Annotated in this window: 23 protein-coding genes and 1 pseudogene; 12 read left to right on the forward strand and 12 right to left on the reverse strand. The window is 47.1% G+C overall.

All coding sequences use genetic code 11. The annotated features are described in order from the left end of the window. Positions 1-43: 43 nt before the first annotated feature. Together HQRW_RS02115 and HQRW_RS02120 are read right to left on the reverse strand one after the other, a co-directional pair. Positions 44-832, reverse strand: coding sequence for a metal-sulfur cluster assembly factor (locus HQRW_RS02115; protein ID WP_014555271.1), 789 nt, complete (start codon positions 830-832; stop codon positions 44-46). 5 nt (positions 833-837) lie between these two features. After that, a complete protein-coding gene (locus tag HQRW_RS02120) occupies positions 838-1,896 on the reverse strand; it encodes an amidohydrolase family protein (RefSeq protein WP_048066813.1) in 1,059 nt (352 codons plus the stop codon). A 434-nt stretch (positions 1,897-2,330) separates the two neighbouring features. Between HQRW_RS02120 and HQRW_RS02125 the strand changes: the two genes are divergently transcribed. After that, on the forward strand, positions 2,331-2,654 hold the full coding sequence (locus HQRW_RS02125; RefSeq protein ID WP_014555273.1) for a DUF5785 family protein: 324 nt from the start codon (positions 2,331-2,333) through the stop codon (positions 2,652-2,654). A gap of 260 nt (positions 2,655-2,914) precedes the next feature. Here HQRW_RS02125 and HQRW_RS14775 read toward each other — a convergent pair. From HQRW_RS14775 to thsB, 3 genes and pseudogenes are all read right to left on the reverse strand, one after another. Next, positions 2,915-3,660, reverse strand: a pseudogene (locus HQRW_RS14775) (transposase). Positions 3,661-3,954: 294 nt separating this feature from the next. After that, a complete protein-coding gene (locus HQRW_RS02140) occupies positions 3,955-4,959 on the reverse strand; it encodes an ornithine cyclodeaminase family protein (RefSeq protein ID WP_014555274.1) in 1,005 nt (334 codons plus the stop codon). 235 nt (positions 4,960-5,194) lie between these two features. After that, positions 5,195-6,841, reverse strand: a complete 1,647-nt coding sequence (gene thsB, locus HQRW_RS02145; protein ID WP_048066931.1) for a thermosome subunit beta — start codon at positions 6,839-6,841, stop codon at positions 5,195-5,197. A gap of 322 nt (positions 6,842-7,163) precedes the next feature. On the opposite strand from thsB, the gene HQRW_RS02150 reads away from it, so the two are divergent. From HQRW_RS02150 to HQRW_RS02175, 5 genes are all read left to right on the forward strand, one after another. Beyond that, complete coding sequence (locus HQRW_RS02150; RefSeq protein WP_014555275.1) at positions 7,164-7,358, forward strand: cold-shock protein; 195 nt, start codon at positions 7,164-7,166, stop codon at positions 7,356-7,358. A gap of 122 nt (positions 7,359-7,480) precedes the next feature. Next, the gene (locus tag HQRW_RS02155; protein WP_014555276.1) at positions 7,481-7,888 is read left to right on the forward strand and encodes a VanZ family protein; all 408 of its coding nucleotides are present in this window, start codon (positions 7,481-7,483) and stop codon (positions 7,886-7,888) included. Between the two features lie 7 nt (positions 7,889-7,895). Then, positions 7,896-8,609 (forward strand): endonuclease NucS, encoded by a 714-nt coding sequence (nucS, locus tag HQRW_RS02160; RefSeq protein ID WP_014555277.1) that lies wholly within the window; start codon positions 7,896-7,898, stop codon positions 8,607-8,609. 68 nt (positions 8,610-8,677) lie between these two features. Next, a complete protein-coding gene (locus HQRW_RS02165; protein WP_011570674.1) occupies positions 8,678-9,208 on the forward strand; it encodes a 50S ribosomal protein L16 in 531 nt (176 codons plus the stop codon). 1,354 nt (positions 9,209-10,562) lie between these two features. Beyond that, positions 10,563-11,432, forward strand: a complete 870-nt coding sequence (locus HQRW_RS02175) for an ATP-grasp domain-containing protein (protein ID WP_014555278.1) — start codon at positions 10,563-10,565, stop codon at positions 11,430-11,432. A 249-nt stretch (positions 11,433-11,681) separates the two neighbouring features. Here HQRW_RS02175 and HQRW_RS02180 read toward each other — a convergent pair whose 3' ends face one another. Continuing rightward, positions 11,682-12,044, reverse strand: a complete 363-nt coding sequence (locus HQRW_RS02180; RefSeq protein ID WP_011570676.1) for an Hsp20/alpha crystallin family protein — start codon at positions 12,042-12,044, stop codon at positions 11,682-11,684. 325 nt (positions 12,045-12,369) lie between these two features. Here HQRW_RS02180 and gap point away from each other — a divergent pair, with 325 nt between their 5' ends. The 4 genes from gap (at position 12,370) to HQRW_RS16325 (ending at position 16,181) form a co-directional block, all read left to right on the forward strand. Next, on the forward strand, positions 12,370-13,425 hold the full coding sequence (gap, locus tag HQRW_RS02185; RefSeq protein WP_014555279.1) for a type I glyceraldehyde-3-phosphate dehydrogenase: 1,056 nt from the start codon (positions 12,370-12,372) through the stop codon (positions 13,423-13,425). 105 nt (positions 13,426-13,530) lie between these two features. Further along, positions 13,531-14,766: a phosphoglycerate kinase gene (locus HQRW_RS02190; RefSeq protein WP_014555280.1), complete on the forward strand. Its 1,236-nt coding sequence runs from the start codon at positions 13,531-13,533 to the stop codon at positions 14,764-14,766. A 154-nt stretch (positions 14,767-14,920) separates the two neighbouring features. Next, entirely contained in the window at positions 14,921-15,550 is a 630-nt protein-coding gene (locus tag HQRW_RS02195) for a riboflavin synthase (RefSeq protein WP_011570679.1), read from the forward strand. A 448-nt stretch (positions 15,551-15,998) separates the two neighbouring features. Then, entirely contained in the window at positions 15,999-16,181 is a 183-nt protein-coding gene (locus HQRW_RS16325; RefSeq protein ID WP_077260096.1) for a zinc ribbon domain-containing protein, read from the forward strand. Positions 16,182-16,205: 24 nt separating this feature from the next. Here the strand turns inward: HQRW_RS16325 and HQRW_RS02200 are convergent, their stop codons facing one another. Next, positions 16,206-17,210, reverse strand: coding sequence for a PrsW family intramembrane metalloprotease (locus tag HQRW_RS02200; protein WP_014555281.1), 1,005 nt, complete (start codon positions 17,208-17,210; stop codon positions 16,206-16,208). Between the two features lie 360 nt (positions 17,211-17,570). On the opposite strand from HQRW_RS02200, the gene HQRW_RS02205 reads away from it, so the two are divergent. After that, positions 17,571-19,088 carry a DUF402 domain-containing protein gene (locus tag HQRW_RS02205; RefSeq protein WP_014555282.1) on the forward strand — a complete coding sequence of 506 codons (1,518 nt, stop codon included), beginning with the start codon at positions 17,571-17,573 and terminating at the stop codon, positions 19,086-19,088. 266 nt (positions 19,089-19,354) lie between these two features. Here the strand turns inward: HQRW_RS02205 and HQRW_RS02210 are convergent, their stop codons facing one another. Next, positions 19,355-19,810 carry an acyl-CoA thioesterase gene (locus HQRW_RS02210; protein ID WP_014555283.1) on the reverse strand — a complete coding sequence of 152 codons (456 nt, stop codon included), beginning with the start codon at positions 19,808-19,810 and terminating at the stop codon, positions 19,355-19,357. A gap of 258 nt (positions 19,811-20,068) precedes the next feature. Then, positions 20,069-20,230, reverse strand: a complete 162-nt coding sequence (locus HQRW_RS16060; RefSeq protein WP_011570683.1) for a hypothetical protein — start codon at positions 20,228-20,230, stop codon at positions 20,069-20,071. A gap of 138 nt (positions 20,231-20,368) precedes the next feature. Here HQRW_RS16060 and HQRW_RS02215 point away from each other — a divergent pair, with 138 nt between their 5' ends. Beyond that, on the forward strand, positions 20,369-20,674 hold the full coding sequence (locus tag HQRW_RS02215; protein WP_014555284.1) for a hypothetical protein: 306 nt from the start codon (positions 20,369-20,371) through the stop codon (positions 20,672-20,674). Between the two features lie 683 nt (positions 20,675-21,357). Here HQRW_RS02215 and HQRW_RS02220 read toward each other — a convergent pair. The 3 genes from HQRW_RS02220 to HQRW_RS02230 form a co-directional block, all read right to left on the reverse strand. Next, a complete protein-coding gene (locus HQRW_RS02220; RefSeq protein ID WP_014555285.1) occupies positions 21,358-22,083 on the reverse strand; it encodes a hypothetical protein in 726 nt (241 codons plus the stop codon). A 1-nt stretch (position 22,084) separates the two neighbouring features. Next, a complete protein-coding gene (locus HQRW_RS02225) occupies positions 22,085-22,858 on the reverse strand; it encodes a nucleotide-binding protein (RefSeq protein WP_011570686.1) in 774 nt (257 codons plus the stop codon). A gap of 78 nt (positions 22,859-22,936) precedes the next feature. Next, positions 22,937-24,721: a cobyric acid synthase gene (locus tag HQRW_RS02230; protein WP_014555286.1), complete on the reverse strand. Its 1,785-nt coding sequence runs from the start codon at positions 24,719-24,721 to the stop codon at positions 22,937-22,939. Between the last annotated feature and the right edge of the window lie 83 nt (positions 24,722-24,804).

Genomic DNA, 24,804 nt, shown 5'->3' on the forward strand with positions numbered 1-24,804 from the left:
CAAAAAAAGTACTCATCGCTGTAGATGAGCGTTTCGAATACAGCTAATCAGCATCCGCAGCGACTGGTGTATCACGATTGAGTTTGTCTCGACGGCTTTCATTGAGTGCATCACAGACACCACCTTGTCCAGTCATATTCGTCTGTGCAAGCCTTCCTCGTCGATGGACGAGTTCAAAGTTCTCAACCGAGACCGGTTCGCCCTCAGGTGTGCGAAACAGCGTGTCATTCTCTGAGGTGATATATTCGACTGTTCGCGCCTTTCGGAGATACCGATCAAGCGGACGCGCTGGAACTGTCACTGCAAATGATTCCGATTCAAGATAGACAGCCGCAAATGCATCCTCAGAGCGGCGATCATCACCAGTGTGAATATCGATATCTGCTGGCGTTAATCCACATATCTGTGCCGGTGTGATATCAGCCTCAAGCAGTGATTCGACTGCTTCATACTGGCGTGAGAGACGCGCCTTGTCATCAAGCGTTGCGCGGACAGAGGCAACCTCTCCATCGGCGTCTGGGAATGATGCATCGAATGACCGTCGGGCGTTCACGCCCTCATTGATTTCATCTTGGTGCATATGCTCACGAAGGCGGATGACTGCCCGATTCACACCAGCGATTGATTCAATCTCATCGCGAGCGTCAACCGACATCATCCACGCAAACGCAGGCGAACACCACGCCGTTGGGAGTGTGAATGCAAGCGTGACAACCCCATACTCATCACTAATTTCGATATGATCGACATACCCGAGTTCGACGATTGATTCATCAAGCTCGGGGTCACTAACGCGGTCAAGCCGTGCCCGGACGGTATCACGTGTTGTCATTCGCGTTAGTCATCCGCTGGGGCAGCTGCGTCGTATGTGTCACCAAGACCGAATTCTTGGCTAATAGCGTCGGTACTGAGCTGTTTCTTTCGCTCTTCAATATCGATATCATACAATTCGGCGATATTCTCACCCATGAGCTTCTTTTTCGCCTCAAGATCGAACTCAACGCCGTATTCTTCGACCTGCTCATCGCTGAGTTCGGTTTCCATCACTGCCTCAATGAGCCAGTCAGGATCCCAAATACCGTAATCCGAGCCGAAAGTCAATCGATCCTCACCAAGCCAGAATAGTAATTCAGCCATGATTTCTGAGAACCGCTTTGGACGACCGAGTGCCATCGGAGCTGCAACTGCAATCCCACCATAGACGTTTGGTTCCTGGGTTGCAATCCAACAGAAGTCATCAAGCCGTGGAAGACCAACGTGCTCAACAATGAAATTCAGCTCTGGGAATGATGATGCTGCTTCATCAACATCGCCTACATCGAATGCGTCCTTGTTGAGCGGTCGGATTGTTGGACCCTTGTGTGGGTGGATATTCTTCACACCGAGGTCAGCACATTTCTCTAAGAATTCAAAGGCATCGTCGCTGTCAAGCCGCCATCCCTTAGAGTCACCTTTCCACTCCGCGGTGTAGACCTTTGCACCCATGATATCATACTCTTCTTTTTGTCGCTCAAGTTCTTTGAGCCCTTCTTCGCCATCGCGTGGGTCCCAGCGACCATTGAGCACGAACCGATCAGGATGATCCTGATAGAGTGTCTGTCCGAGATCATCGACAGTATTGAATCCTTCTTTATAGAAATCTCGGAGGTGTGTCGGCTGATAAACACCGACGTCGACATGATTATTGAATAGATCCTCTTTGACATCCTCGGGAGTGAACTTCCGATATTCCTCCATGTCGCGCTGTCGGTCATCAGGCGTGAACCCGGTGTGATAATCATGGAAGCACTGAATGAACTGCTCGCCACCTTTGTGTTTGATATTTTCCTCCGTTGCATCCCACATGTGAACGTGCCCGTCGATGACAAACACATCCTCACCCTTGTATTGGTACATGTACCCATGTCTGAGGATAGCATGCATAAATAATTAACATATTTTTTTATTTGACTCGTATTAGAAAAGAAAAAATATAATAATAGTAATGATAATTCTCAGAGAATATCGGTATACAATATCTCTTCTTATTTATGAGAGTGTGAACCTGTATTTCAGAAAACGTATACTTCTATGTCTGTTTGGCACTCAAATTTACTCACTTACTCACCCTGCAGGTGTCTATCTATCATATTTCGTGTCACCAATTCATACACTCTGATTGATCCTCTCATTTGTGGAGTACACCCCACCAATCAACACTCCCTCTAGACTGACTCATCTATCACGGTATAGAGCCGGCAAAGGATGGGCGGAGGAGTATCGATATTGCTGATGCACATATATACCCATCATTCCGTAACGGCTTTGTCATAGAGTGCAAACGCGAGTATATGGAGTGGCCACATGATCCCGACGGAGAGCAGGGCTCAGAAGGGCGTCGAAAGTATGGGCATGCTGTGATTGCAAAGAAAGTAAACGAAGACGAGGACTTCCCGCTTGATTGCGACGCATTCGTCAGCGAATACGGCGACCACCCAGTTCGTATTGATAATGAGACCGTTATTTCGGTTGCTGACGTGTTCGAACACGTTGAAGAAGCAGAGTTCGCGGACTTTATCGAATTTCATCAAGCACTTGGACGTGCGATGCGCCAGGGTGACCTTTGGTCGTATGAGGGTGCAGAGGAATTTGTTGGGACTGAAAGCGAGGCTTGAGATCGTTTGCTCTTGTAAATATGTCTTTGCCGGTCGTTACTGTGCTGATCTCACGGCTCAGAGTCATCCCGTATAGACGTAATTGATGGATACCGTCGTGTGCGATGAATAATCAAATCGATTGCTCAGCGGAATCCCAACAGAATCACCAAAGACACTTTTACTGTGTATTTCTCAGTGATCGGTTGAATTGTAATTGGTGAATCACCACAGATCGAGTCATGTGTGACATCCGTGAGCACCGACGCTTGCGATTTCGCTCATTTGTAGAAATTAGTACTTAGGACTTTCTCGAACCACCGGCCTGTATTAACTGTGAGGCTGAGGAAGTTCAGATAGCCCTGTAAGTGGTATTTTGAGACACCTCGGAAACCCTGCAAGGGAAACTGTGGTGGTTCTCACAGCTGTTCGTGTGAGCATCTCCGATCATGTAGTGGTCGTCGTGATTGATGACGAGATGATCATCAATCTCGGCGGACTCGTCAATTCCGTCGTAGATACTGTACTGATCTGTGCAGAGGATCGCTGGACCGTCTTCATCGCCGTATTCAACGATATCTTCGTCTACGTCTTCGAGATTCTCACGAACGAGGAACCGAACTCGTCAGCTTCGCAGACACCAGTGAGATCAAACTCTGGATCATCATCAAGAGCGTCTTAGACTTCATGCACGAAGTCCAAGACTATCTTGTGCGTCCGATCAATTTCGTGATAAATATCGTTGGTTGTGTGCTCCTCCATTTTGCTAATGATGTGAAACATTTCAGGGACAGAAAGCTGATGTTCCGCAAAGAGAGTCTCAGTGAGATCGTGACAGATACTATCACAGTCCTTACATTGGTAGCGTTGCGCAACCTTTCTGATTGTCTCCTTCTTGATTGTGTCCGCACTCTCGCAGTGCGAACACGTCACCCCGTTCGACCACCGGTGATCACGCAAGGTACTCCAAACAGGCCTCTTTGTCAGGCAGAAACACCTCGCTGGGGCTCTCTGCTGACCATACTATAGCGGACTGCGGACTCCAGTTATGAGAAAGTATCTATCACTACAGATGAACGTTATATTTAATTTATCTATAATTTCAACAAATAATAAATATTAATTATCGTATGTAATCGTATACAAAGGATAGGATGAAAATCACGTATAATTTTGTGTTTTTTTACATTACCGGGTGCTTCCGATGTCTCGGATGTAAAGCGCGCCGTCGAAACAGGAAATCCTACCCTCAAGAGAACCACGCCAGCAACTGAGTAGGGTGGGGTAGGTCACAGCGTCTTCTGACTTGACATCACAGAAGTCAATCTGCTCCTGCAAAGCCGAGAAGGTCAAAATTATATCCATTACCATTTGCACATGCATGTTCATAAACGACGTGCGCAGTCGCGACATCTTGAATTGCAAGACCGGTTGAATCAAACACTGAAATACCCGTCTTTTGATCTCTCCCTTGATGCTGATTGAGGACTACCTCACCAATTGAAGCGTTGATATCACTCTCATCCAATTGGTTCGCCTGCCACAGAACATTAATTTCGCCTGAGTGGGTCGTCTGTTCGTGATCATCAATAATAATCATCGCGTCAAAGAGAATTTCATCTGCAAGTTCGTGTTTACCTGGTGCGTCTGCTCCCATTGCGTTGATATGTGTGTGGTCACCAACCGCTTCTCGGGGAATGATTGGGTCTTCAACAGGCGTTACAGTCGAAAGAACGTCACACCCAGCCGCATCACTGACTGATCCTGCATGGACGTCAAATTCGGTATCAAACGCCTCGATAAATTCTGCAACACGGGTATCGTCACGATCGGCAACAACAACAGTCTCGATCGGTCGAACCTGCGAAATCGCCTCTAATTGCGTGTATGATTGAACACCCGCGCCCACAATCCCGAGCGAGGATGCATCTGGGATGGCAAGGTAATCGGTAGCAACAGCCGCAGCAGCACCAGTTCGCTGCATCGTCAGTTCTCGTCCATCAAGTATCGCAAGCGGGAATGCAGTCTCAGGATCAGAATATATCATCGTCCCAAGAACTGTCGGGAGGTCAAAATTGTCGCGATTATCTGTATGAACATTTACCCACTTGATTCCAGCTGCATCCCATGTTCCAGCATCAAGATACGCTGGCATTGAGCGGAAATCACCATTATACTGTGGTAACTCAATATAAGACTTCGCTGGCATCTGTGCGTCTCCACGCTGGAAGGCAGCGAACGCGTCCTCAATAGCAGGAACAACCTCAGCCATCGGAGCATTCTGTTTGACATCCGTGGCATTCAATAAGAGCGTCTCACGTTGCATACTGCATAATTCGCCGTTCAGGCGTATATACTGCCTGCTCATCATCGCTTTTGTTTTACTAAACCGACTCAGATCATATTGAGAACTCTCGAATATTTGTTTTATCTGTCTCAATAAAAGTGATATTAAAACATAATCTGAGTGGTTATATCAATGCGTTATCAACGTAAATAACATATTTGTAGCGCAAATACAAATTAGAGGCTCTGAGATAGTAGGTTACCTTACCCGTGGATTACATTGCACCGCCCATACCGCCCATACCACCCATACCGCCCATGCCACCGGCTCCACCTGGACCGCCTTCCTCATCATCACCGCTGGTGCTCAGCTCGTCAGCGGCGATAATATCGTCAATCTTGAGAACAAGATTTGCGGCTTCAGCGGCTGAAGCGATTGCCTGTTCTTTCGAGTGTGCTGGCTCAACAACACCGGCGTCGAATGAGTCTTCAACATCGCTACTGTATACATTGAGACCAGCGTTCGCGTCGCCGTTCTCATGAGCTTTCCGCAGATTGACGAGTGTATCGATTGAATCAAGACCTGCGTTTTCTGCGAGGACTCGGGGAACAAGTTCAAGCGCATCTGCGAATGCTTCAACAGCCAACTGCTCACGACCGCTGACAGAATCAGCGTAGTCGCGAAGGCGACGAGCGACCTCAACTTCGATTGCTCCACCACCAGCAACAACACGACCATCTGAGACAGTTGTTGAGACCACATCAATTGCATCATTGATACCGCGCTCAAGTTCGTCAACAACGTGATCAGTCGATCCACGGAGCAATAGAGTCACACCATGCGTCTCTGAGCCCAATCCTTCTACATAGAATAACTCATCTTCACCATCGCGTCGAACCGATCCATATCCAAGATCACTCTCAGTAACACTGTCAAGATCAGAGACGACGCTAGCTTCAAGAACATTCTTTAAGAAGCCGACATCTGATTTCTTTGCCCGACGGACTGCAAGGATGTCTTCTTTCGCAAGATAATGTTGTGCAAGATCATCAATGCCTTTCTGACAGAAAACAACGTCAGCACCAGCATCTGCGATTTTCTCAACCTTCTCCTTGAGTTGTTTTTCTTCTTGATCAAGGAACTGCTGCAACTGGTCTGGTGACTCAATATTCACCTGCGTATCAACATCCGTCTCTTCAACCTCAATCGGTTCGTTCAACAGCAGGATATTTGCCTCTGCGGCAGCAGTTGGCATATCATCATGAACTGGGTCTTTATCAATTGCCGCCCCGTTGAGCAACTCAGATTCGGCTGCTGCTCGTCCGGTTTGGGTCTCAATATTGAGATTTTCAAGATCAACAACGTAAGATCCATCATTGGCTTCAACAGTGATTGCCTCAACGGTCTTAACGACCAATTCAGCTAAGAGCTCTTTATCGAGTTCAGAGCTCTTTCCTGTCATTGATGTTTCAGCGACCTTCTGAAGAAGCTCTGTCTCGCCAGGTTCGACTGCCTGTGTTATTTCACCAATCTCTGATCGGGCTTCTTCGCTCGCAAGATTAAAGCCACGAATCGCGGCTGTTGGATGAATATCCTGTTCAAGAAGTTCTTCAGCGTTCTTTAGAAGCTCACCAGCAATAGCAACCGCGGTTGTTGTTCCGTCGCCAGCCTCATCTTCCTGCGTCTCGGCGACTTCAACAATCATTTCAGCCGTTGGATTATCAATATCCATTTCCTGCAGGATAGTGACGCCGTCATTCGTGATTGTGACATCACCCATTGAGTCGACGAGCATCTTATCCATTCCCTTTGGTCCGAGTGTTGACTGTACAGCCTCAGATACGGCTCGAGCCGCCTGAATATTGTATTCTTGGGCGTCTTGATCCTTGACGCGCTGTGCGTCCTCGCCCATAATGATCATCGGCTGACCCTGCTGCATTCGTTGACTCATATTCACTCGCTGATTGTTTGCGATTCTATATAAATATTTTGTTGACGTCACACAATGTCGTGTGATGTCTTATCACATAACTCGGTGGAGAGTGGGTTAATCTCTTGATTTCGACGGGGTGGATCAAACAATACACTAGTCTGTTAATTGTTAATTTCCCTGCTGGTGTGCGGTTTTATATGATATTTGGATGAATATACCGCTCGACAACACGTTTTCAAAGAAGATATTTCGCCGTGGTATCACACATCGCACAACAGTTATCAGTAACAAGGGAGTTGATATATTTGCAATGGCGCAAGGTACTGTCGACTTCTTTAACGACACAGGCGGTTACGGATTCATCTCCACCGAGGATGCAGACGAGGACGTTTTCTTCCACATGGAAGATATTGGCGGTCCAGACCTCGAAGAGGGCCAAGATCTCGAGTTTGAAATTGTGCAAGCGGATAAAGGTCCGCGTGCGAAGAACGTCGAGCGCCTGTAACCCGATATCAGAGTCGACACACACGTAGCGGACGGAGGCTGACGGTCCGGCGGGCGGCAGAGTCCACTTCGGTTGCGACAGTTCTCTGAACTACTTTCTTCAATACACATCTACGAATAGCTATGTGGCTGTTTGTCCAGTTATCGAAAGAGAACCGATACAGACGCTGGGTGCCTTCTATTTGCTGTGCAATTATTATTTTTGCTGTATCAATTATTCCACTACAAAACGGGGGTCATACAACGATGGGTATTGGATTCATTCTGCGTGTGGATATTATCTTACACGTAGTTGGATATGCAGTATTAGCATGGGCAATTGTTGGTGCGCGAAAAGTTGGTCTTACAGATTATGATGAGATACTTCTAATACTCATTTTTGTGACTGTATTTGGAGCTGGAATCGAAGGAATCCAAACAATAATCCCGACACGACAATCATCAATCACTGATATGATTGCAAACGCTGTGGGTGCTACAACCATCTTCACACCTTCCGTTTTTGATTGTGTAAGACAACGATATCAATAGGTGGCTGATGACCACAACAAGACTTTATCGACCAACACATCGAGATGCATTCGAATTACTAGGGTCTGCATTCGAGGATGAGCGACTTCTGACAATGTTCGGTCTGTGTGAAGTTCAGTATGAAGGACGAGCGAGCTCAACATTGGGTCCAGGACAGCGTCTTGTCATATACAAACCTGATGGAACTTCGCTCGTTCATACAGGCGAGAATCATGAACCGGTAAACTGGCAGCCACCCGGGTCAACGCACAATGCGAGCGTTCGTGACGGACAACTTCGTATTCGAAGCACGCGGAGCAATCCTACAGAACAACTTGATGTTATGTTTGAGCGCGTTGAGACGATCTCCGCATACGCAGTCACTGATCGAAGTGATCTTAAATTAACTGGAAGCGAAGAGGATCTTCGACAGTGGATCCTCGATCAGCCAGAGGTCATTGAACAAGGCTTTGATCCGATTGCAACTGAACGACAGACAACAGCAGGACCAATTGATATTTTTGGAACGGATAATGCCGGTCACCCTGTCGTTATTGAATTAAAACGGCGTCGAGTAGGACCATCGGCTGCAAGTCAACTTCAGCGATACGTCGAAGCAATCACAGCGGAGTTGTCGGATACCTCTACACGCGGGATACTTGTTGCCCCCTCAATCACCGATCGAACAGCCTCACTACTTGATAAATGGAATTTTGAGTACCGTTCTGTCGATATTGAATAGTATCTGTTCCCTCATTGCTTCGAAGCGTTTTTAGCCCATATAACCATTCGATAATATAAGAATATACAATGTCTGATAAGCCCGCTTCTATGTACCGGAAGCTCTCAAAGCCGTCCTATACGCGGCGTGACTATGTCACTGGGATCCCCGGTTCGAAAATCGCACAGCATAACATGGGAAACCTCCAGACAGGACCGCAAGACTATCCTGTTCAGATTAGCCTTCGGATTGAGGAGGAGTGTCAAATTCGTCATGGCTCACTCGAGTCCGCTCGGCTCTCAGCAAACCGAACAATGCTCAAGCAGGTTGGACAAGATAATTACAAAATGGTTCTCCGAAAGTTCCCGCACCAGATTCTTCGTGAAAACAAACAAGCAACTGGTGCTGGCGCAGACCGGGTCTCAGATGGGATGCGACAAGCTTTCGGAAAGCCTGTTGGGACAGCTGCCCGTATCCAACAGAATGAGCGAGTATTTACTATTTACTGTGAGGTTGACGATGCGTCTGTTGCGAAGGATGGTCTTCGCCGTGCATATAATAAGATGTCACCGCCATGTCGAATCGACGTTGAGAAAGGACAAAAACTGCTGATCTCCTGATCTGACATCATCAGTGACGGTCTTGACATTCTCCTCCGTCTAAAGGCGGGAGGAATCTCACGGCACCGCACCGCACCGCATCGCATCGCTTCGCTTGGTTGGGAGTGTCAGGTTTGGCTCTGGGTTTTGGCTTTGGTTTGGGTTTGCAGACTCCCAATACTAAGCCAGTCCACCGTTTGAATCGGTGTGTGGTCGGTCACTGGGCAATCTCTAGGGAGTATCGAACCCTAAGTACTCATATCCCCAACCGAGGTGAAGTCCCTGTGTTGGTTGTGCCACAGGAGCTTCGATCAGCGTCACCGGACTCGGAGTTACTTGTATCGGTGACGAGAGCCTGATGCTTATTGCTTGATTCCCACGTGGGGCACACCCTGTTTCCAGCGTGGGCGGACACTCACACTTGAACCGCTACCTTTCGCGCACTCGGTTACACTAGGGTTAGAGCTGATATGCCAACACTAGTATATACACCGCTGTCCAAAAGATCTGTTCGGAATCTCCCACTATAACGGCGTGGTATTGCGCCTGCTCAGCGTATGACTACATTATGCATACTCTGACCACGAATACTGATAGATTTCTTCTCTCTAATCTATAACGAATGAGAGAGGGCTGTGAACTACCCCACCCTGCTCGGTCTGACGGCCTCGATGAGGGCGAGGCTTCCTGCTTCTACGACGTTGTCAGACTGCGTCTGACAGCCCACCAGACGGAGTCTGGTGAACGCACTTTGCAGATACAGGTGTATCCACAGGGAGTGCAGTCTCCACAGGCGTTGACGAATCGCGGGGCGATTCGTTCGCACACCAGAACCAGAAATCTCCGATTTCTGGGGACGTTTCTGCGGAGTGTCCCACTCCTAGTTGCTCAACGGGGTGATTCCGTGGGACAACGCACGCTTCTTGTTGCGTTTGAACGCTATCCCTGTCCGTCAGCCTCGCACGGAGCGAGTCGTTCCGAATGGAGCGACGAGCGAATCGAAGCCGACAGGTCGGAATGCCCATCTTACTCTTTTGTCCGGCGTCCGACAATATAACTGCTTACATAGGCTGTGAGCCTGCCGACGCACAGTGTACAACCAGATGATGACGGCGCTGTATCCCCTTCCCTCCCTACTGCGCTCCTTGTCCGCTCGCGCGGACTGCGGTGCTCCTTGAGGGATGGGGCTTAGCGCCTGTATTCAGCTAACATACATACCCTGTTCGTTCATGATATTATCATTCGCTGTATGACAGAGATTAACACTTGAACAAGTATGAGCATGAGTATGAGTATGAGTATGTCATAGCAGAACAGGGCGGAAACCCACAACTTTAGCTGTGGGTGACTAACTCATACTGGAGTGACTCACGCGATGCTCACACTTGCTGTCACGACCGCTTCAACAACCTTCGATCGGATGCAGGAACCACTCACTAATCATGATATTACTGTTGAACACTTACAGGCGACTCAACGGACAGTTGACCTCACACAGTCACCAACAACTGAGTATGATGTCGGATTTGTGTATCCAGGGCGACTGATGGAAGGTGGTGTTGTCTCAGCACGTCATAACATTCCATGGGTCAACGGTCGAGATGCGATACTTACCTCACGGAATAAAGCTGGTGTGCTTGCGATGCTTGAGCGGGCAGAAATTCCAGTTCCTGAAACACGAGTTATCTCAAACCCAGTCGAGTATGATGCAGTTACTGCAGCCGTTGATACACTTTCATTTCCAGTCGTAATCAAACCCAATTCCGCAACACGTGGTATCGGGGTCACAAAAGTGGATGATATTGACTCATTACTCGGAACTATCGATTATCTTGACCTTGTCCATGATTATCAAGCAACGGACGATAAGTCATACTTAATTCAAGAGTTTCTTCCGAATGCACGCGACTATCGGATAATGGTCGTTGACGGCACTGTCGTTGGTGGAGTTGAACGCCGGATATCCTGTTCACATGCTAACACAGACGACACACGGTGGAAACATAATGTTCACCGTGGGGCAACAGCTCATGGTGTTCAAATTCCAGACCAGTATCAAGAATTAGCATTAAAAACTGCATCAGCGCTCGATATTAGTTATCTTGGTGTTGATATTCTTGTCACTGAGCACCGAGTAGTCGTTTCTGAAACAAATGCGCGACCAACGATCGATGATACTAAAAAGTATGATGCAGACTTCTGGGATCGACTTGCCACATTAATCCATCAAACTGCGAGAGAATAATATATTGCTGTTAATCCAGCATATATTCAAATCCAGTCTGATACTGATTAGTGCAAGTCTTTACCGCCGTGATTATCCGTGTCGATGATGGGAGCCGCTGAACCCGCGTCATTCGACACCCTCAGTGAAACTATTTGAACTAATCACTATGAAGCAATCTTAATGAATCCACATTAATGCTGAGGGGAACAGGTCACAATCGGTCAGAGACAGAGACTGAGACTCAAAATACGTTCTTTTTATTTGATACTATTCGACGTCAATCGCTGCTGAATCATCTGATATTTGAAATGTCACCTGGAGAATACCATTATTGAACGATGCATCTGCGCTGTGTTCATCAACGCGTGTTGGTAATTGAACTCGTTCGTCGTACTCCCGACGATCACTCGCAGCTGAGATTGTTAGCACAGTCCCATCGCATTGGAGAGTAATTGCGTCCTTTGTGACGCCTGGTAGATCAGCAATAAGTTGAAGCTGTCCATCAGTATTGTAAACATCAATATGTGTTTCAGACGCGAATCCAGCAGCATCATCACTCGTCATCTCGTTCATCATCCGTTCGATCCCATCAAAGAAGTCATCAAACGGATCGTCGGGGTCATCTCTCATTCAATTATATATATGATTGTGTTCGATAAAAAGACTTCTCCCCACAGACATATACCGCATGATGAGATACTGTTTTACCCCTGATTCCGACACAAAATTGCTGCGATTGATTGGTTACTATATATGAGACAGAACGCCCGGGGCGATCCACCCCGAGTTAAGAAAATGAAATTGAACTTCATCTATCTAATTTTCCAGCCGGTATGTCTTCTTCTATCACCCTCAGTTGAGTTTCCCCTTGGCTTTCGATTGACAGACTGAACCTATATCAATCAATGCCAGCAGAACATATGGATTCAAGTATATGTATGAAGTGTACTCGAATATGAGTGAAAAATCGAATTTATCTGCTAATCCAAGCACAAATCCGATTCGGGTTGGATTGAACGGATTTGGTCGGATTGGGCGAAGCGTTCTCCGGGCAATTATTACTAATCCATCAATTGAGCTTGTCGGAATAAACGATGTGATGGAATTCGATGATATGGGTTATTTAGCGAAGTATGATACAGTTATGGGTCGGGCTGATGATATCTCACAGGATGGGAACATGCTCAGCGTTGGCGAGACAACCGTACCACTGTATAATATCCAAGATCCGACGGAATTGCCATGGGGTCAACTTGAGGTAGACGTCACACTTGAGTGTACGGGTATTTTTCGAACCCGGTCAGACGCCGCGGCACATCTAGAAGCAGGGGCAGATAAGGTGATTATCTCTGCACCGCCGAAGGGTGATGAGCCAGTCAAGCAAATTGTGTATGGTGTCAATCATCACGAATATACCGGTGAGGATATTCTCTCAAATGCATCTTGTACGACCAACTCCGTTAGTCCAGTCGCGAAAGTCCTCGATGATGAATTCGAAATCGAAAGTGGTCTTTTGACCACTGTCCACGCATACACTGGAAGTCAAGCACTTATCGATAGTCCTATGACAAAGACGCGACGGGGACGGGCAGCTGCAGAGAATATTATTCCAACCTCAACAGGAGCCGCACAAGCGACCACAGAGATACTTCCGCAACTTGATGGTAAACTCGATGGAATGGCAATGCGTGTTCCAGTCCCGAACGGGTCAATTACAGAGTTGGTGGTTAATCTATCGACTGCGCCAAGTGTTGAAGTCGTAAATGATGCATTCCGCAATGCTGCTGATGATGGCCCACTTGCTGGTGTACTGGGCTATACTGATGATGAGGTGGTCTCATCAGATATCATTGGACTTCCATTCTCCTCGATGGTCGATCTTAATTCGACCAATCAGGTAAATGCAGGAGGACTTTATAAGATTCTCACGTGGTATGATAACGAATTCGGCTTTTCAAACCGGATGCTTGATCTTGCACAATTCGTCACGAATACGAGTACAAATACATAGTCGCATGTATAATTGTGATATTTACCTCAAATCATCATATAATATCTCTTCAACGTCTCTTATGTCTCAACCGACAACTAATCATAAAGCTTAGAATTAGCCTGTATGCCCTCATTTGACACTATTGATACCCTCAACGACGACACAGATGCGCCCGCTGAAAAGCGAGTTCTGCTTCGAGTTGATATAAACTCGCCTGTCAGTGATGGTATCGTTCAGGACAATCGCCGTTTTGAGCGCCATGCACGAACAATTCAAGAACTATCAAACGCTGGATATCATACAATTCTTCTTGCACACCAAGGTCGCCCTGGGGGTGATGCGTTCATTTCACTCGAGGGACATACAGCAGTACTTGAAAAATACCTCGATTGTGAGGTTAATTTTATTGATGATACCCACGGCAAGCGAGTTGCTAAGGCAATCAATGCAACTGAGTCTGGCGACGTATTATTATTAGAAAACACGCGTATGTGCGAGGATGAACTTCCAGAGGCGGATCCAAATATAAAAGCCAACACAGCATTCGTGCAATCATTGTCTAAGCACGTGGATGCGTATATAAACGATGCGTATTCGAGCGCACACCGCTCACATGCATCTCTCGTTGGATTCCCCAGTATGCTTCCATCGTATGCTGGTCGTGTGATGGAGACCGAATATCATGCAAATACTGCTATCGGGCAGAAAGAATTTGACGGCACTGTCGTTATGACTCTTGGTGGGACAAAAGCAACCGATGTTATTGACGTCATAAATAATCTTGCTGGAAGTGTTGACAGATTTTTACTGGGTGGTGTTGTGGGTGAACTATTCCTCCGTGCCTCAAACGTTCCAGTCGGTTTTGATATTACATCCGAGACTGACCGATATGACACGCAATGGAAGCACAACAGCAAGGTAATCAAATCGATATTGACAGAGCATTCTGATCAGATAACACTTGCAAGCGATCTTGCATATAATGAAGCAGGTGAGCGTGCAGAAGTCGCTGTTGATTCGATTATAGAAAAAAGTGTCTCGTTTATGGACATTGGAACGACGACGGCAGAATCGTATGCTGAAGTGATTCGCGATGCTGATGCAGTCTTCGTTAAAGGTGCTCTCGGTGTATTTGAGACTGAAGCGTTCGCTAAGGGAACGGTGCGAGTGCTTGAAGCGATTGCAGACAGTAACTGTTTTTCTGTCGTCGGTGGGGGCGATACTTCTCGAGCGATTGGGATGTATGATATGAATAGAGCGGATTTTGATCATGTCTCAATCGCCGGTGGAGCATATATCCGTGCACTAACTGGACAGCCACTTGTTGGTGTCGAAGTACTGAAATCTGGGAGTATCTAAACGGAAAGCAGCGCAAGTTTCATACACACCGTGTGCGGGGTAATCTAATTCATCGTTTCTGCCCTCTGCTCTTGTTTTGGAGAGCGGTTCTAATGATTATAGGATACACCTGATGATTCGGGAGCCTTTTTCGCGTCCGTCCTAATTATATTGTATGTTTACCGGTATTATTGAAGGAACTGGGGTCATTACCGCAGCAACAGCAGATGAGGGTGGTCGACGGCTTCGCATTGAACCGCCAGCAGCAATCAATGCAAAACAACTTGAACATGGACAATCCATTGCTGTGAGTGGTGCATGTCTTACTGTCGAGTCATCCGAAGCACGGACGACAGATACAAACGGTTACTTCGAAGTGTTTCTCGCGGCTGAAACTATTGATAAAACATACCTCGGTGAAATTAATGTTGGTGACCGTGTGAACATTGAGCGTGCACTCGCAGCCGATGATCGGTTTGATGGACACCTTGTCCAGGGTCACGTTGATATGACGGCTCAAATAACATCGATTGACCGTATTGGTGATGATTGGACGTTTGGGTTTGATTTACCCACTTCAATTGCTCCATATGTTGTTCAAAAGGGATCGATTACTGTCGATGGAATTAGTCTTACCGTTGCCGAGCGCAACTCAACAGAATTCAGTGTCGCGATTATTCCAACAACGTATGAGGTAACAACACTTTCAGAGAAAGCCGTAGGCGACCCTGTTCATCTTGAGGTCGATGTTGTTGCAAAGTATGTTGAACAACTCACAAGTGGCTATCGTGAGTCGCTTGAATAATAGCTACTCATCTTCAACATAATATACAGCCTGGCTTCTTTCGACTCAGTAATCATTCATATCAATCACGTGAATGCGCAGATAATTTAATTTACAGGCGGTCTAGGAGAATGCCTCGGGGCTTGACCCCAAGGCGATTCACGAGAGCATAATTATCATGAACTGAGTGACCTACCCCACCCTACCGCTTGCCTGACGGCTTTCGATTGAAGACGGGGCTTCCTGCTTCTACGACGCACTTTGCAGAGACAGACGTATCCACAGCGGTTCCGGTCTCCACAGGCGTTGACGAATCGCGCGGCGATTTGTTTGCACACCAGAAATCGGAGATTTCTGGGGACGTTACTTCGGCATGTCCCAAAGTTAGTTTTGATGATACTGCATGGTGTCTGACCGTGCCCATGTTTTGAATTACGGCTCAAAGTTCCAGCAGTGAGCGTTTTGTGAACTGCAACGCTACATCGAATACAAAGCCGAAGAATACGGCATTGATGTAGACGATCTGAAGCCACGCTACACGGCTCAGCGATGTAGTCATTCTGAATGTGACCTGACCCCGAGGCAGTTGACACACGTCAAACCTATGATATTCGCCTTGAACCACCTGAAAAACAACCGAATAATGAGGTGATGAGATACATCTGAGAGACCTCAGTCACTGCGTTATATCGTTTTCGTCCGGAGTAACCTCATTATCCTTATTTGCAGAATGTACACGCTGGTAGCTGTTACGATATCGCTGTATCTTAATGAATAATATAAGACCGAAAATACTGTCATAGAAGACAACGTATATCAGATAAGAAACAATTCCACTCAGTCCGGTAATCGACGCAATGACTCCAGACCCAAGACCAACAGTCGCATTATACGTTGCATGAATTATCGCTGCAAGTAATATCCCTTTCATTACAATTGGTCCCCGCTGACCAGGATTGAATTTTGCAAGACCAAGATAATACCCGGCGATTGCTGAATAAATAACATGACCAGGACCAGCAAGTGCTCGAATAGCCGTTATTCCCCCACCAGCACCAATAAGCCCTAAGCCGAGATCAAGTCCGCTGCTTGGTAGCTGTCGAGCGATATACAACGCATTTTCGATAACCGCAAATCCTAATCCGGCCATTGCACCGTAAACAGCTCCATCAAGAACAGAATTGAACCGATCGTCGCTATATGCATATAGTCTGACAGCTAAAAGTTTAACAGATTCCTCGATGGGACCAACGACGAGAAAGAAAAATACAATTGAGCTTATGAACCCAAGTCCACGGAAGTATGGTCGAAGAACCGTATTAAGAACAGCCGCAAAGTTCGCTGTAAGAACCCCAAGTAAAAACGTTGCAACGAGCAGTAATATTGGTTCGGTCTCAGTAATGTCTGTCAACGAAACATATACAGCAAGTCCGACGGCTGGGATTGCTGACAGAGCAGTCAGTATTCCTGTTTGTGGATCTGTAAGCGCAGCAAGACCACCAACAGCAAGCAGCAGTGTCAACGCGATAAGAATGACAGTCACACGTGCGGACCCCGCAAGAAGCCACCAAAGCACAGACGCAATCCTGTCAGTTCGACTGCGGACTTCCCATGTTGCAATATCATAGAGGTCAAGTGAGTCGTCAGCTGCCTCCTCTATGGGGTCTTGAGGTCTAACCATCCTATGTACGCACCGATTATTACTGATCAAACATATCAGTTGTTGTAACCAGTTTTGTGTCTAAATATGAGAAAAATCTATAATCGGAGCAAAGTGAACCCCCCCGACTCTTATTCTCAAGGGTGTTCACAGGTCAACCGATTGTGGTCGTGATACCTCACCCGATCAGAAATCATTGGAGATCTTACTGAAAGTCACACTTTTGTGGAGCTGCTTCTGATAAATTCAGCATCAGTCATCCAGCGACAATATTGGCTTGTATATTATATACTGGTGATCATAATCACATCCTGGTTAGATCAAATGATAGCATACGATAGGACCGATAGCATTCACAATCGTCCATGCATATAGGCTATTATGGGAACTGACAATCATAGCGTTCGTGTCAGTGTGCGTGGAATATACGCCACAGCGCTGACAAAGCGTCTTCTCGATGCTGATTATGAGATAGTGCAAGCCTCACCAGTGATTCGTGAGCGCTTTGATATTGACTTCGATACTGTATACAACACTGTAACAGTCACCACGACAGACGATCATCAAGGGGTTGGTATACATGGGACAGAGTCTGCAGTTAACTCAGTCGCAGATGTGCTCATTTCATGCGGGCGAGATACACTTGCATGGGATGATTTAACGCCGCCAGGCGTCATTTTCACTGCACAAATCACAGAAATGCAGGGTTCAGGAGCAATTTGCGCGCTTATTCCGGCGGAGAACCCCGATACTGAGAGTAAAACTGAATCTGATCTCAACGACGTACACATACCAGATGAGAGTGTTGCTACGGGATATCTTCCATATGACAGTACTGACAAGCACATTGAGCAGGGGGATATAATGACCGTTCAAAGTCACCGAAGCATGCCCCCATGGGATAACACCGATCAGCGGGCAGATGCGGTAGTCGGGACGACACTACGAGCGAACGGTGGACTTGCTACATTAATACAGGGTCATGAAGGCGTCACAGTTGACACATATGATGATGAAGACGCACGCGAACTCGCTGGGATGATTGAACTTATCGATATTGATCTACCGACAGGGTGGGGCATCGAAGTAAATCACGCAGCAACCCAGGCATCGCTCACAGCACTCAAGTCAGGGCTTGAACGAGCAATCGACCGTGCTGAGGATATATCTGATGGAGCAGTGGCTAAAGAGGTCACATCAACAGGACGGTGGCTCTGGTTTGGTCGTGAATCACGCTTTGCGCTGGATGAAATCAGACGAAGCGTAATAACGACAATACACGGTCATCATCGAATCAAAGCCGCAGGGGAAACTGCAAGTGCTGGTGTTGACCTGGCTGAGGCGCTGTGTGGTGACACTGGAGATGGTAATGTACAAATACAACATAACGAATTTCCGTTTGAGGTAGTGACGCAGCAATTTGGACCGACAGAGGGAGAGCGAGTTGAGCTCTACCATGGAAAACCTGAGGGTCATGCATTCTCATTAGGTCAAGGAGAAGTCACCGACTGGGACGCTAATGGGACGATTGAGGTAACACGGAGGATCTCTGGGCACGGGAGCGGAACATACGATGAACTTGGGACTCCTCGAGAGTCTGGTGATACAGCCGTCACACGAGTTCGAGAAGGACGGTGGTGGTATCCAACAGTATACCGGAGTCGTGACGGTGAACATAAGGGAACATACGTGAATATATGTACACCTGTTGAGTGTTTCCCCAAATCGATTCGATATGTCGATCTTCATGTTGATGTGGTTAAATACCCGGATGGGACAGTCGAGCGTGTTGATGATGATGAACTTAATACAGCAGTTACTGCCGGACATATTCCGCCAGCACTTGCAAAAAAAGCCCAGAGTGTCGCTAGTAGTCTTGAACGGGCACTCGATGAATAATCACAGAACTGAGATCATAACTCAATAGTTGAACATATCTCTTATATACGAATGATAAAAATGACGTGTGATCAAGGATTGTATGGATTCTTGTAGGGTTAATCTGGACATATTCTCACTCATCAAGTAAAAACACATACAGACAGAACCGGTCAAAGAACACCTACGTGTGACTACAGTGCAGTTCGAGATGGCGTATTCTAGGAGTACCTACATGAGATCCAATGAAGGAATATTTGATGTAATCTAAATTTTGAGCGTATCGACTACTCCTGTTGACTCATATCGCGCTCACCATCGAGTGCCTCTGTGCGAAGTTTCCGACAACGTTCTGACTCCACGGAGAGATCTGCGACCGTTGTTGGATTCATATCTTCATCGACAGCCACAAATACAAAGTATGATTCGGTGGTACGTTCGCGACTGCCGGTCTGTGGGTTCTCACGGTATGCTCGAAGTCGAACGCGAATTGAACTCTCTCCAGTCGCGTATGCATATGACTCGATAATACAAGTATCACCCTGCGGAATTGGGCGTTCAAAGTCCAGTCGGTCAATACGGGCGGTGACACATGTATTCCCTGCATGACGCATTGCTGACATTGCACCAACTTCATCCATCCACTTGGCGACATTTCCTCCGTGTGCGGTGCCATAGTTGTTTACATCGTCTGGCTGAACTCGCTCACGATTTTCGATGTACGTCGCGGTAACAGTACTCATATTGATACTAGTTCGTCACGACAATTGAGGGTTCTGACGTTGTTCGATATCCTTCTATCCAAACCGAGTATTTTTCATATCACTATCATTCTCACAACACCGCAACCACAATCAATAATCAATAGATTGCGTGAGCCACACCCCAAACTCGATCCTAAAGAATCCACTGTGTTGTTACTTATCGGTTTATCGGCATCGTTATCAAAAAAAAGTAGCCCTATGCGACGCGTGTCGCGTGCGACAGTCAGCAGTATCCAGCTACTCGTCGTCGTCGCCGCCGTCAGTAACGATACGAACGTCCTCGGCTTCGTCCATATCGGCAAATGGCGACTCAGGTTCGTCTATCTCGTCTTCTGCTTCCTCATCCTCACGTGCTGACTCATACGCCCAATCGTCCGTGTAATCTCCAAAGTGACACATTGTTGTAATCCATTTAGTCGAAGGAAATCCAGAGACTTAATACTTGATAATATCAAAAATTCTATATAATTTCATACATAAAAGTCACATATCAATCGCCGGGGCATACAAGTGTGATAAGACCATATTATATTTTGTATGAAAAATCCGATATGCTCATCTGAGGATAATGAATCGGAAAATAAGAATGCAAAGCGTGGAGCAAAATTCGGGAGTCAGGTCGGTGCTGCTGCGGGCGCACGTGTTGGTCCGTTTGTGACCGGGCTTTCATCTGGACTGGGAGGTGCTGTTGGTTATCTTGTCGGCAGTGTCGTTGATGATGTTGCCGATACTGCAAAGCCCATGACCGATGGTGGGCACCAGCAATCAGATAATTATCCTCATGAAGAGCCGGACACTGGTGATGAAATTGATATTCCAGTCCAAATAGAGACACCGGAGTAACTCAAAGAGATCGATACGAAACGCTCAATCCGATCATTATATACTGAAACCATCGGTATCAATTAAGTGGCATTTCACCAATATATTTTATATTCACTACTCGTTGAGAACGCGCCGCATCAATCACCCGTGATATTATGAGTAGAAATCGCATCGTGGTAATAAAAGCCCATACCTGCAAAGAACCGAAATCAGCGGTTGAGTAGTGATTGGGTAATCAGCCATCTGTGAAATACCAGATGTACAGATCGTCAAGGCGACTGCCTCGGGGCTTGACCCCGAGAGGGTAAAGCCGACACATCTGATTGACCCGTAATATTCGGTACGATTAGTGATTAATAATGATTCTAATGGTCAGCGTGTCTGACTGAGAGTCACATCACACGGGCGGTCAGATACCACGCACTGTCCAACTCAGAGAGGAACGGGACGTTCCAAATCAACGTCGTCTGAGAGACGAAGTCTCTCGTGATAACGAAAATCTTCGATTTTCGAACGACCTGTGGAGACCGGAACCGTTCTGAAACGGTCCTCTCAGTGAGAGTGGGTTTGTCAGTTCTGTCGACAAAGCAGGAAGCCTCGGGGCTCTGATGTTGATGTGACCCCGAGGCAGGTTCACTGTGAGAGTAACATTTTGATTGACATATCGATACCGAATTAGACATGGGTGCAATTGTCATATATTATTCACCAGGTGAATTACTCTGATTCTGCTTAGAGTCGTCAGAGCTTGTTCTATTATGACGAGCGTTCACATCAGACTCACTTTCATACACATTATCTCCCTTTTGTTGAGCTGAATCCTCAAGCGTCCTGTCTTCATCATCTATATTTTCATTTTCAGTGGTCTCAGGTGGTCCAAGTTGATCAGTGAACCCCCATTCAGCCGCACGTGCTGCTGCCTCTGCACGTGCCTCTTGCTTAATTGACTCGATTTGGTCGGTGTCCGCGAGAAACGCTTCAACCGCTGTTTGTGTGTCTGTGCCATCGACACGCGTTTGCGGGGCAACGTTACGAGTCCGCTCAACCAGTGTCGCGTCATTAGTAAGATGGCGAGCCGGCGCAGTCGGAGCGACAGCGAATGTATCGGTCACATCACGATGTATGCTCATCAACGCTGCTGCGGGGAGAGTATGGACATCAACATGTGGAGTGCCACTATCTGATAGAGCATCAATTGCTTCAGACCCAACAACATCATTATCAGTATGGTATGCAGCCATTGGAACTCCCTGTTCAAACGTGATTACTGCGCGATCATCCTCACCAGCGAGGATTGATTGTTGTGGTTCAAAAACAACGTACCCAGTCAATGATCGATTGAGCGCAGATATAAGTGTCTCAGCGATATCTGCATCAGTGCGAGATCGACACAAGTCACCAGTTGGAATCTGTTCATAAAATACCATTTTACAAGCGTTCAGGGACCACAGCATTTCGAAATCTATCGGCAACACCGATCGCGTCACCATCATGAATATCGAGCGTGGCTGCTGCACTTCGGAACGCACTTGCGGCTGTCGTTTCTGGGGCGTGTGCAAGAAGCGGTTTACCAACCCGTCGAGCCATACGGACAGCATCGCTCTCAGGGACTGTTGCGAGTGTTCTCCCATCGAAGTATCGCGTCGCCTGTTCAGCAATTGTCGCGACATCTTCATCTTGCCGAACTCGATTAAAAATAACACCACCGGTTACTGTCCCGTATGCCCGTGCGTATTCTTGAACTTTCAGACCATCTGAAAGTGAGGGAACAGTTGGCTGAAGAATAATCACAATACGATCTGCGAGGACAATCGGGAGTACCGCGCTTTTTGACCCTAATGCTGCTGGCGAGTCAAGAAGAAGAACATCCGTGTCAGCCGCAAGGTCAGCAACAACGTCTCGAAGTACTGTAGGATCAGCAGCCTCAAAATCTGCTAAACTTGTTCCACAGGGCACAACTGACATTCCAAAACGGTCATAAACGGCTGCTGAGGCTGGAAGATCACAGTCCGTCAATAATAAATCATGAAGTGTTATTTCAACATCGTCAAGTCCAGCATGAAATAGAAGATTTGCCATCCCAGTGTCAGCGTCGATGACAGTGACATCATAATCAGCCGCAAGTGCCATGCCGAGTGCGAGTGTGCTCGTTGTTTTTCCTGTCCCGCCCTTTCCACTCGCAACGGCAAACGCTTCAACCATATCTCTCGCTCACAGTGAGAGATAAAAAGTGTTTGAATTCTATACGGCACAAAGAGACACGTTCTGTTGGATTTTTGATTATTTCAATTCTGTAAGAGGGTGCCCGAGAATGGACTCAAATGAAATTGAAGAGACAAGATGTGCTGCACGCTCATACGGGTCGCTGCGTGATGTCATATCGATATCAGGACGGTCGGTATTAGCAGCACTGAAAACCGACTCAACAAATGCTTCACAGACAGCTTCATTATCAAATAACCCATGTAAATACGTTCCAATCACAGAGTCGGTCGCCGCCCCGAGTGCGATTGGGTCACGCGAGTGGTGATTGGTCATACCCTGGGACAAATCAGCAGTATTATCTGTTGATTCGATACGCTCAGTTGTCAGGGATTCAAATGGGGTCTGCACCGGACCGCAAGCTGTTGTCTGTCCCGCATGAATTTCATATCCAGTCACCATACCAGTCGCATCTGCGAGTGGCCCAAAGCCATCGAGAGTCCATGTAACTGGTGCAACACGTTTTGTAGGCGAAAATTGCGTCTCAACTGGGAGTATCCCAAGACCGCTGAGTGTCTGATGACCACTATCATCATCGTTGCTATCATTACTGGGTGCTGGCTCGATCTCGGTCTTCTCATTTGAGTCAGTCTCTTCAACATGGATAGCAGTGAGCCGTTCACCAAGGAGTTGATAGCCACCGCAGAGTCCGACGATTGGACCCTCAAACTCTCGGAGTTCATCATCAAACCCGGAAGCACGAAGTGCACGTAAGTCATCAACCGTGTTTTTCGTCCCAGTAATCACGACAGCGTCAATATCAGCCCGCGAGAGCGATATATCAAGCGGGACAAATGCAACACGAACGCCTGGAACGGCAGCGAGCGGGTCAAGATCGGCAGTATTCGACGCACGAGGAAGTCGTGGAACAGCAACTGTCACAGTCTGTTCCGCTGGGGCATCATCATCTGCTCCACGCACTGACCGTTCACCAACAGCAGGAAGCGACACACTGTCTTCTGCCGGAAGACCGGGATCATCATACGGTATAACCGAAAGAACCGGAATTCCGGTTCGATCTTCGATCGTCTGAATACCAGGGGCAAGCAATGACTTATCACCACGAAATTTTGTGATAACAATGCCAATAACTTGGTTACGAACATCATCTGGGAGTAATTCGAGTGTTCCGATAATTGATGCAAAAACACCGCCTCGTTCGATATCGGCGACGATGATGATTCGAGCGTCTGTGAAGCGAGCCGTCTCAATATTCGCGAGATCATGATCATGAAAGTTAATCTCCGCAATTGATCCCGCTCCCTCGGCGATGATAACGTCATGGTCGGCTGCAAGTCGGGTATGTGCGGTAACAGCAGCAGAACGTGCCTGCTCCCAATACTCGGCATAAAATGACTCAGCGGTATAATGCCCAACAGCGACACCATCAATAATTAGTTGTGATTCTGCATCTCCACGGGGCTTCAATAAGACTGGATTATGATCCGTGACTGACTGGACACCTGCAGCCTGCGCTTGAACTGATTGTGAAACGCCAATTTCACCATATGTGGGGTTTAATTCAGAATTTAATACTCCTGCAGTAATTGTATTTGTCTCTTCTTGCTCTGATGAGTTTACTGCTGTCGAGTCGTTTTCATCTGCTGTGACTGATTTCATATCGGTGTCAGCTGTTGGACGGACGACTGCTCGTGCCTCATTACTCATATTTTGAGCTTTAAACGGAGCAACACGAACATCTGCGTTTGCGAATCGTCGACATAATCCAGTGACAACGGTGCTTTTGCCAACGTGACTTGCTGTGCCAGCGACGAGAATTGTTGGTGTTGATCTCTCAGACATAAGGATATTTAACCGATTGTTCCGACATTTGCGCGTCTCTTAATCATATAGTCAACAAATATCTTGCTAATATCTCAGGATAT

The organism is Haloquadratum walsbyi C23 (assembly GCF_000237865.1).
Lineage (GTDB): Archaea > Halobacteriota > Halobacteria > Halobacteriales > Haloferacaceae > Haloquadratum > Haloquadratum walsbyi.

Excerpts from the sequence above, each read along its gene's own strand:
- HQRW_RS02205 (WP_014555282.1), top strand. The coding sequence starts at position 17,571 with ATGGGAACTGACAATCATAGCGTTCGTGTCAGTGTGCGTGGAATATAC.
- HQRW_RS02225 (WP_011570686.1), bottom strand. The coding sequence starts at position 22,858 with ATGGTTGAAGCGTTTGCCGTTGCGAGTGGAAAGGGCGGGACAGGAAAA.
- thsB (WP_048066931.1), bottom strand. The coding sequence starts at position 6,841 with ATGATCATTATGGGCGAGGACGCACAGCGCGTCAAGGATCAAGACGCC.
- HQRW_RS02165 (WP_011570674.1), top strand. The coding sequence starts at position 8,678 with ATGTCTGATAAGCCCGCTTCTATGTACCGGAAGCTCTCAAAGCCGTCC.
- gap (WP_014555279.1), top strand. The coding sequence starts at position 12,370 with ATGAGTGAAAAATCGAATTTATCTGCTAATCCAAGCACAAATCCGATT.
- HQRW_RS02220 (WP_014555285.1), bottom strand. The coding sequence starts at position 22,083 with ATGGTATTTTATGAACAGATTCCAACTGGTGACTTGTGTCGATCTCGC.
- HQRW_RS02195 (WP_011570679.1), top strand. The coding sequence starts at position 14,921 with ATGTTTACCGGTATTATTGAAGGAACTGGGGTCATTACCGCAGCAACA.
- nucS (WP_014555277.1), top strand. The coding sequence starts at position 7,896 with ATGACCACAACAAGACTTTATCGACCAACACATCGAGATGCATTCGAA.
- HQRW_RS02125 (WP_014555273.1), top strand. The coding sequence starts at position 2,331 with ATGGAGTGGCCACATGATCCCGACGGAGAGCAGGGCTCAGAAGGGCGT.
- HQRW_RS02155 (WP_014555276.1), top strand. The coding sequence starts at position 7,481 with ATGTGGCTGTTTGTCCAGTTATCGAAAGAGAACCGATACAGACGCTGG.
- HQRW_RS02180 (WP_011570676.1), bottom strand. The coding sequence starts at position 12,044 with ATGAGAGATGACCCCGACGATCCGTTTGATGACTTCTTTGATGGGATC.
- HQRW_RS02175 (WP_014555278.1), top strand. The coding sequence starts at position 10,563 with ATGCTCACACTTGCTGTCACGACCGCTTCAACAACCTTCGATCGGATG.
- HQRW_RS02215 (WP_014555284.1), top strand. The coding sequence starts at position 20,369 with ATGAAAAATCCGATATGCTCATCTGAGGATAATGAATCGGAAAATAAG.
- HQRW_RS02200 (WP_014555281.1), bottom strand. The coding sequence starts at position 17,210 with ATGGTTAGACCTCAAGACCCCATAGAGGAGGCAGCTGACGACTCACTT.
- HQRW_RS02150 (WP_014555275.1), top strand. The coding sequence starts at position 7,164 with ATGGCGCAAGGTACTGTCGACTTCTTTAACGACACAGGCGGTTACGGA.
- HQRW_RS02210 (WP_014555283.1), bottom strand. The coding sequence starts at position 19,810 with ATGAGTACTGTTACCGCGACGTACATCGAAAATCGTGAGCGAGTTCAG.
- HQRW_RS02120 (WP_048066813.1), bottom strand. The coding sequence starts at position 1,896 with ATGTACCAATACAAGGGTGAGGATGTGTTTGTCATCGACGGGCACGTT.
- HQRW_RS02115 (WP_014555271.1), bottom strand. The coding sequence starts at position 832 with ATGACAACACGTGATACCGTCCGGGCACGGCTTGACCGCGTTAGTGAC.
- HQRW_RS02140 (WP_014555274.1), bottom strand. The coding sequence starts at position 4,959 with ATGCAACGTGAGACGCTCTTATTGAATGCCACGGATGTCAAACAGAAT.
- HQRW_RS02230 (WP_014555286.1), bottom strand. The coding sequence starts at position 24,721 with ATGTCTGAGAGATCAACACCAACAATTCTCGTCGCTGGCACAGCAAGT.
- HQRW_RS02190 (WP_014555280.1), top strand. The coding sequence starts at position 13,531 with ATGCCCTCATTTGACACTATTGATACCCTCAACGACGACACAGATGCG.
- HQRW_RS16060 (WP_011570683.1), bottom strand. The coding sequence starts at position 20,230 with ATGTGTCACTTTGGAGATTACACGGACGATTGGGCGTATGAGTCAGCA.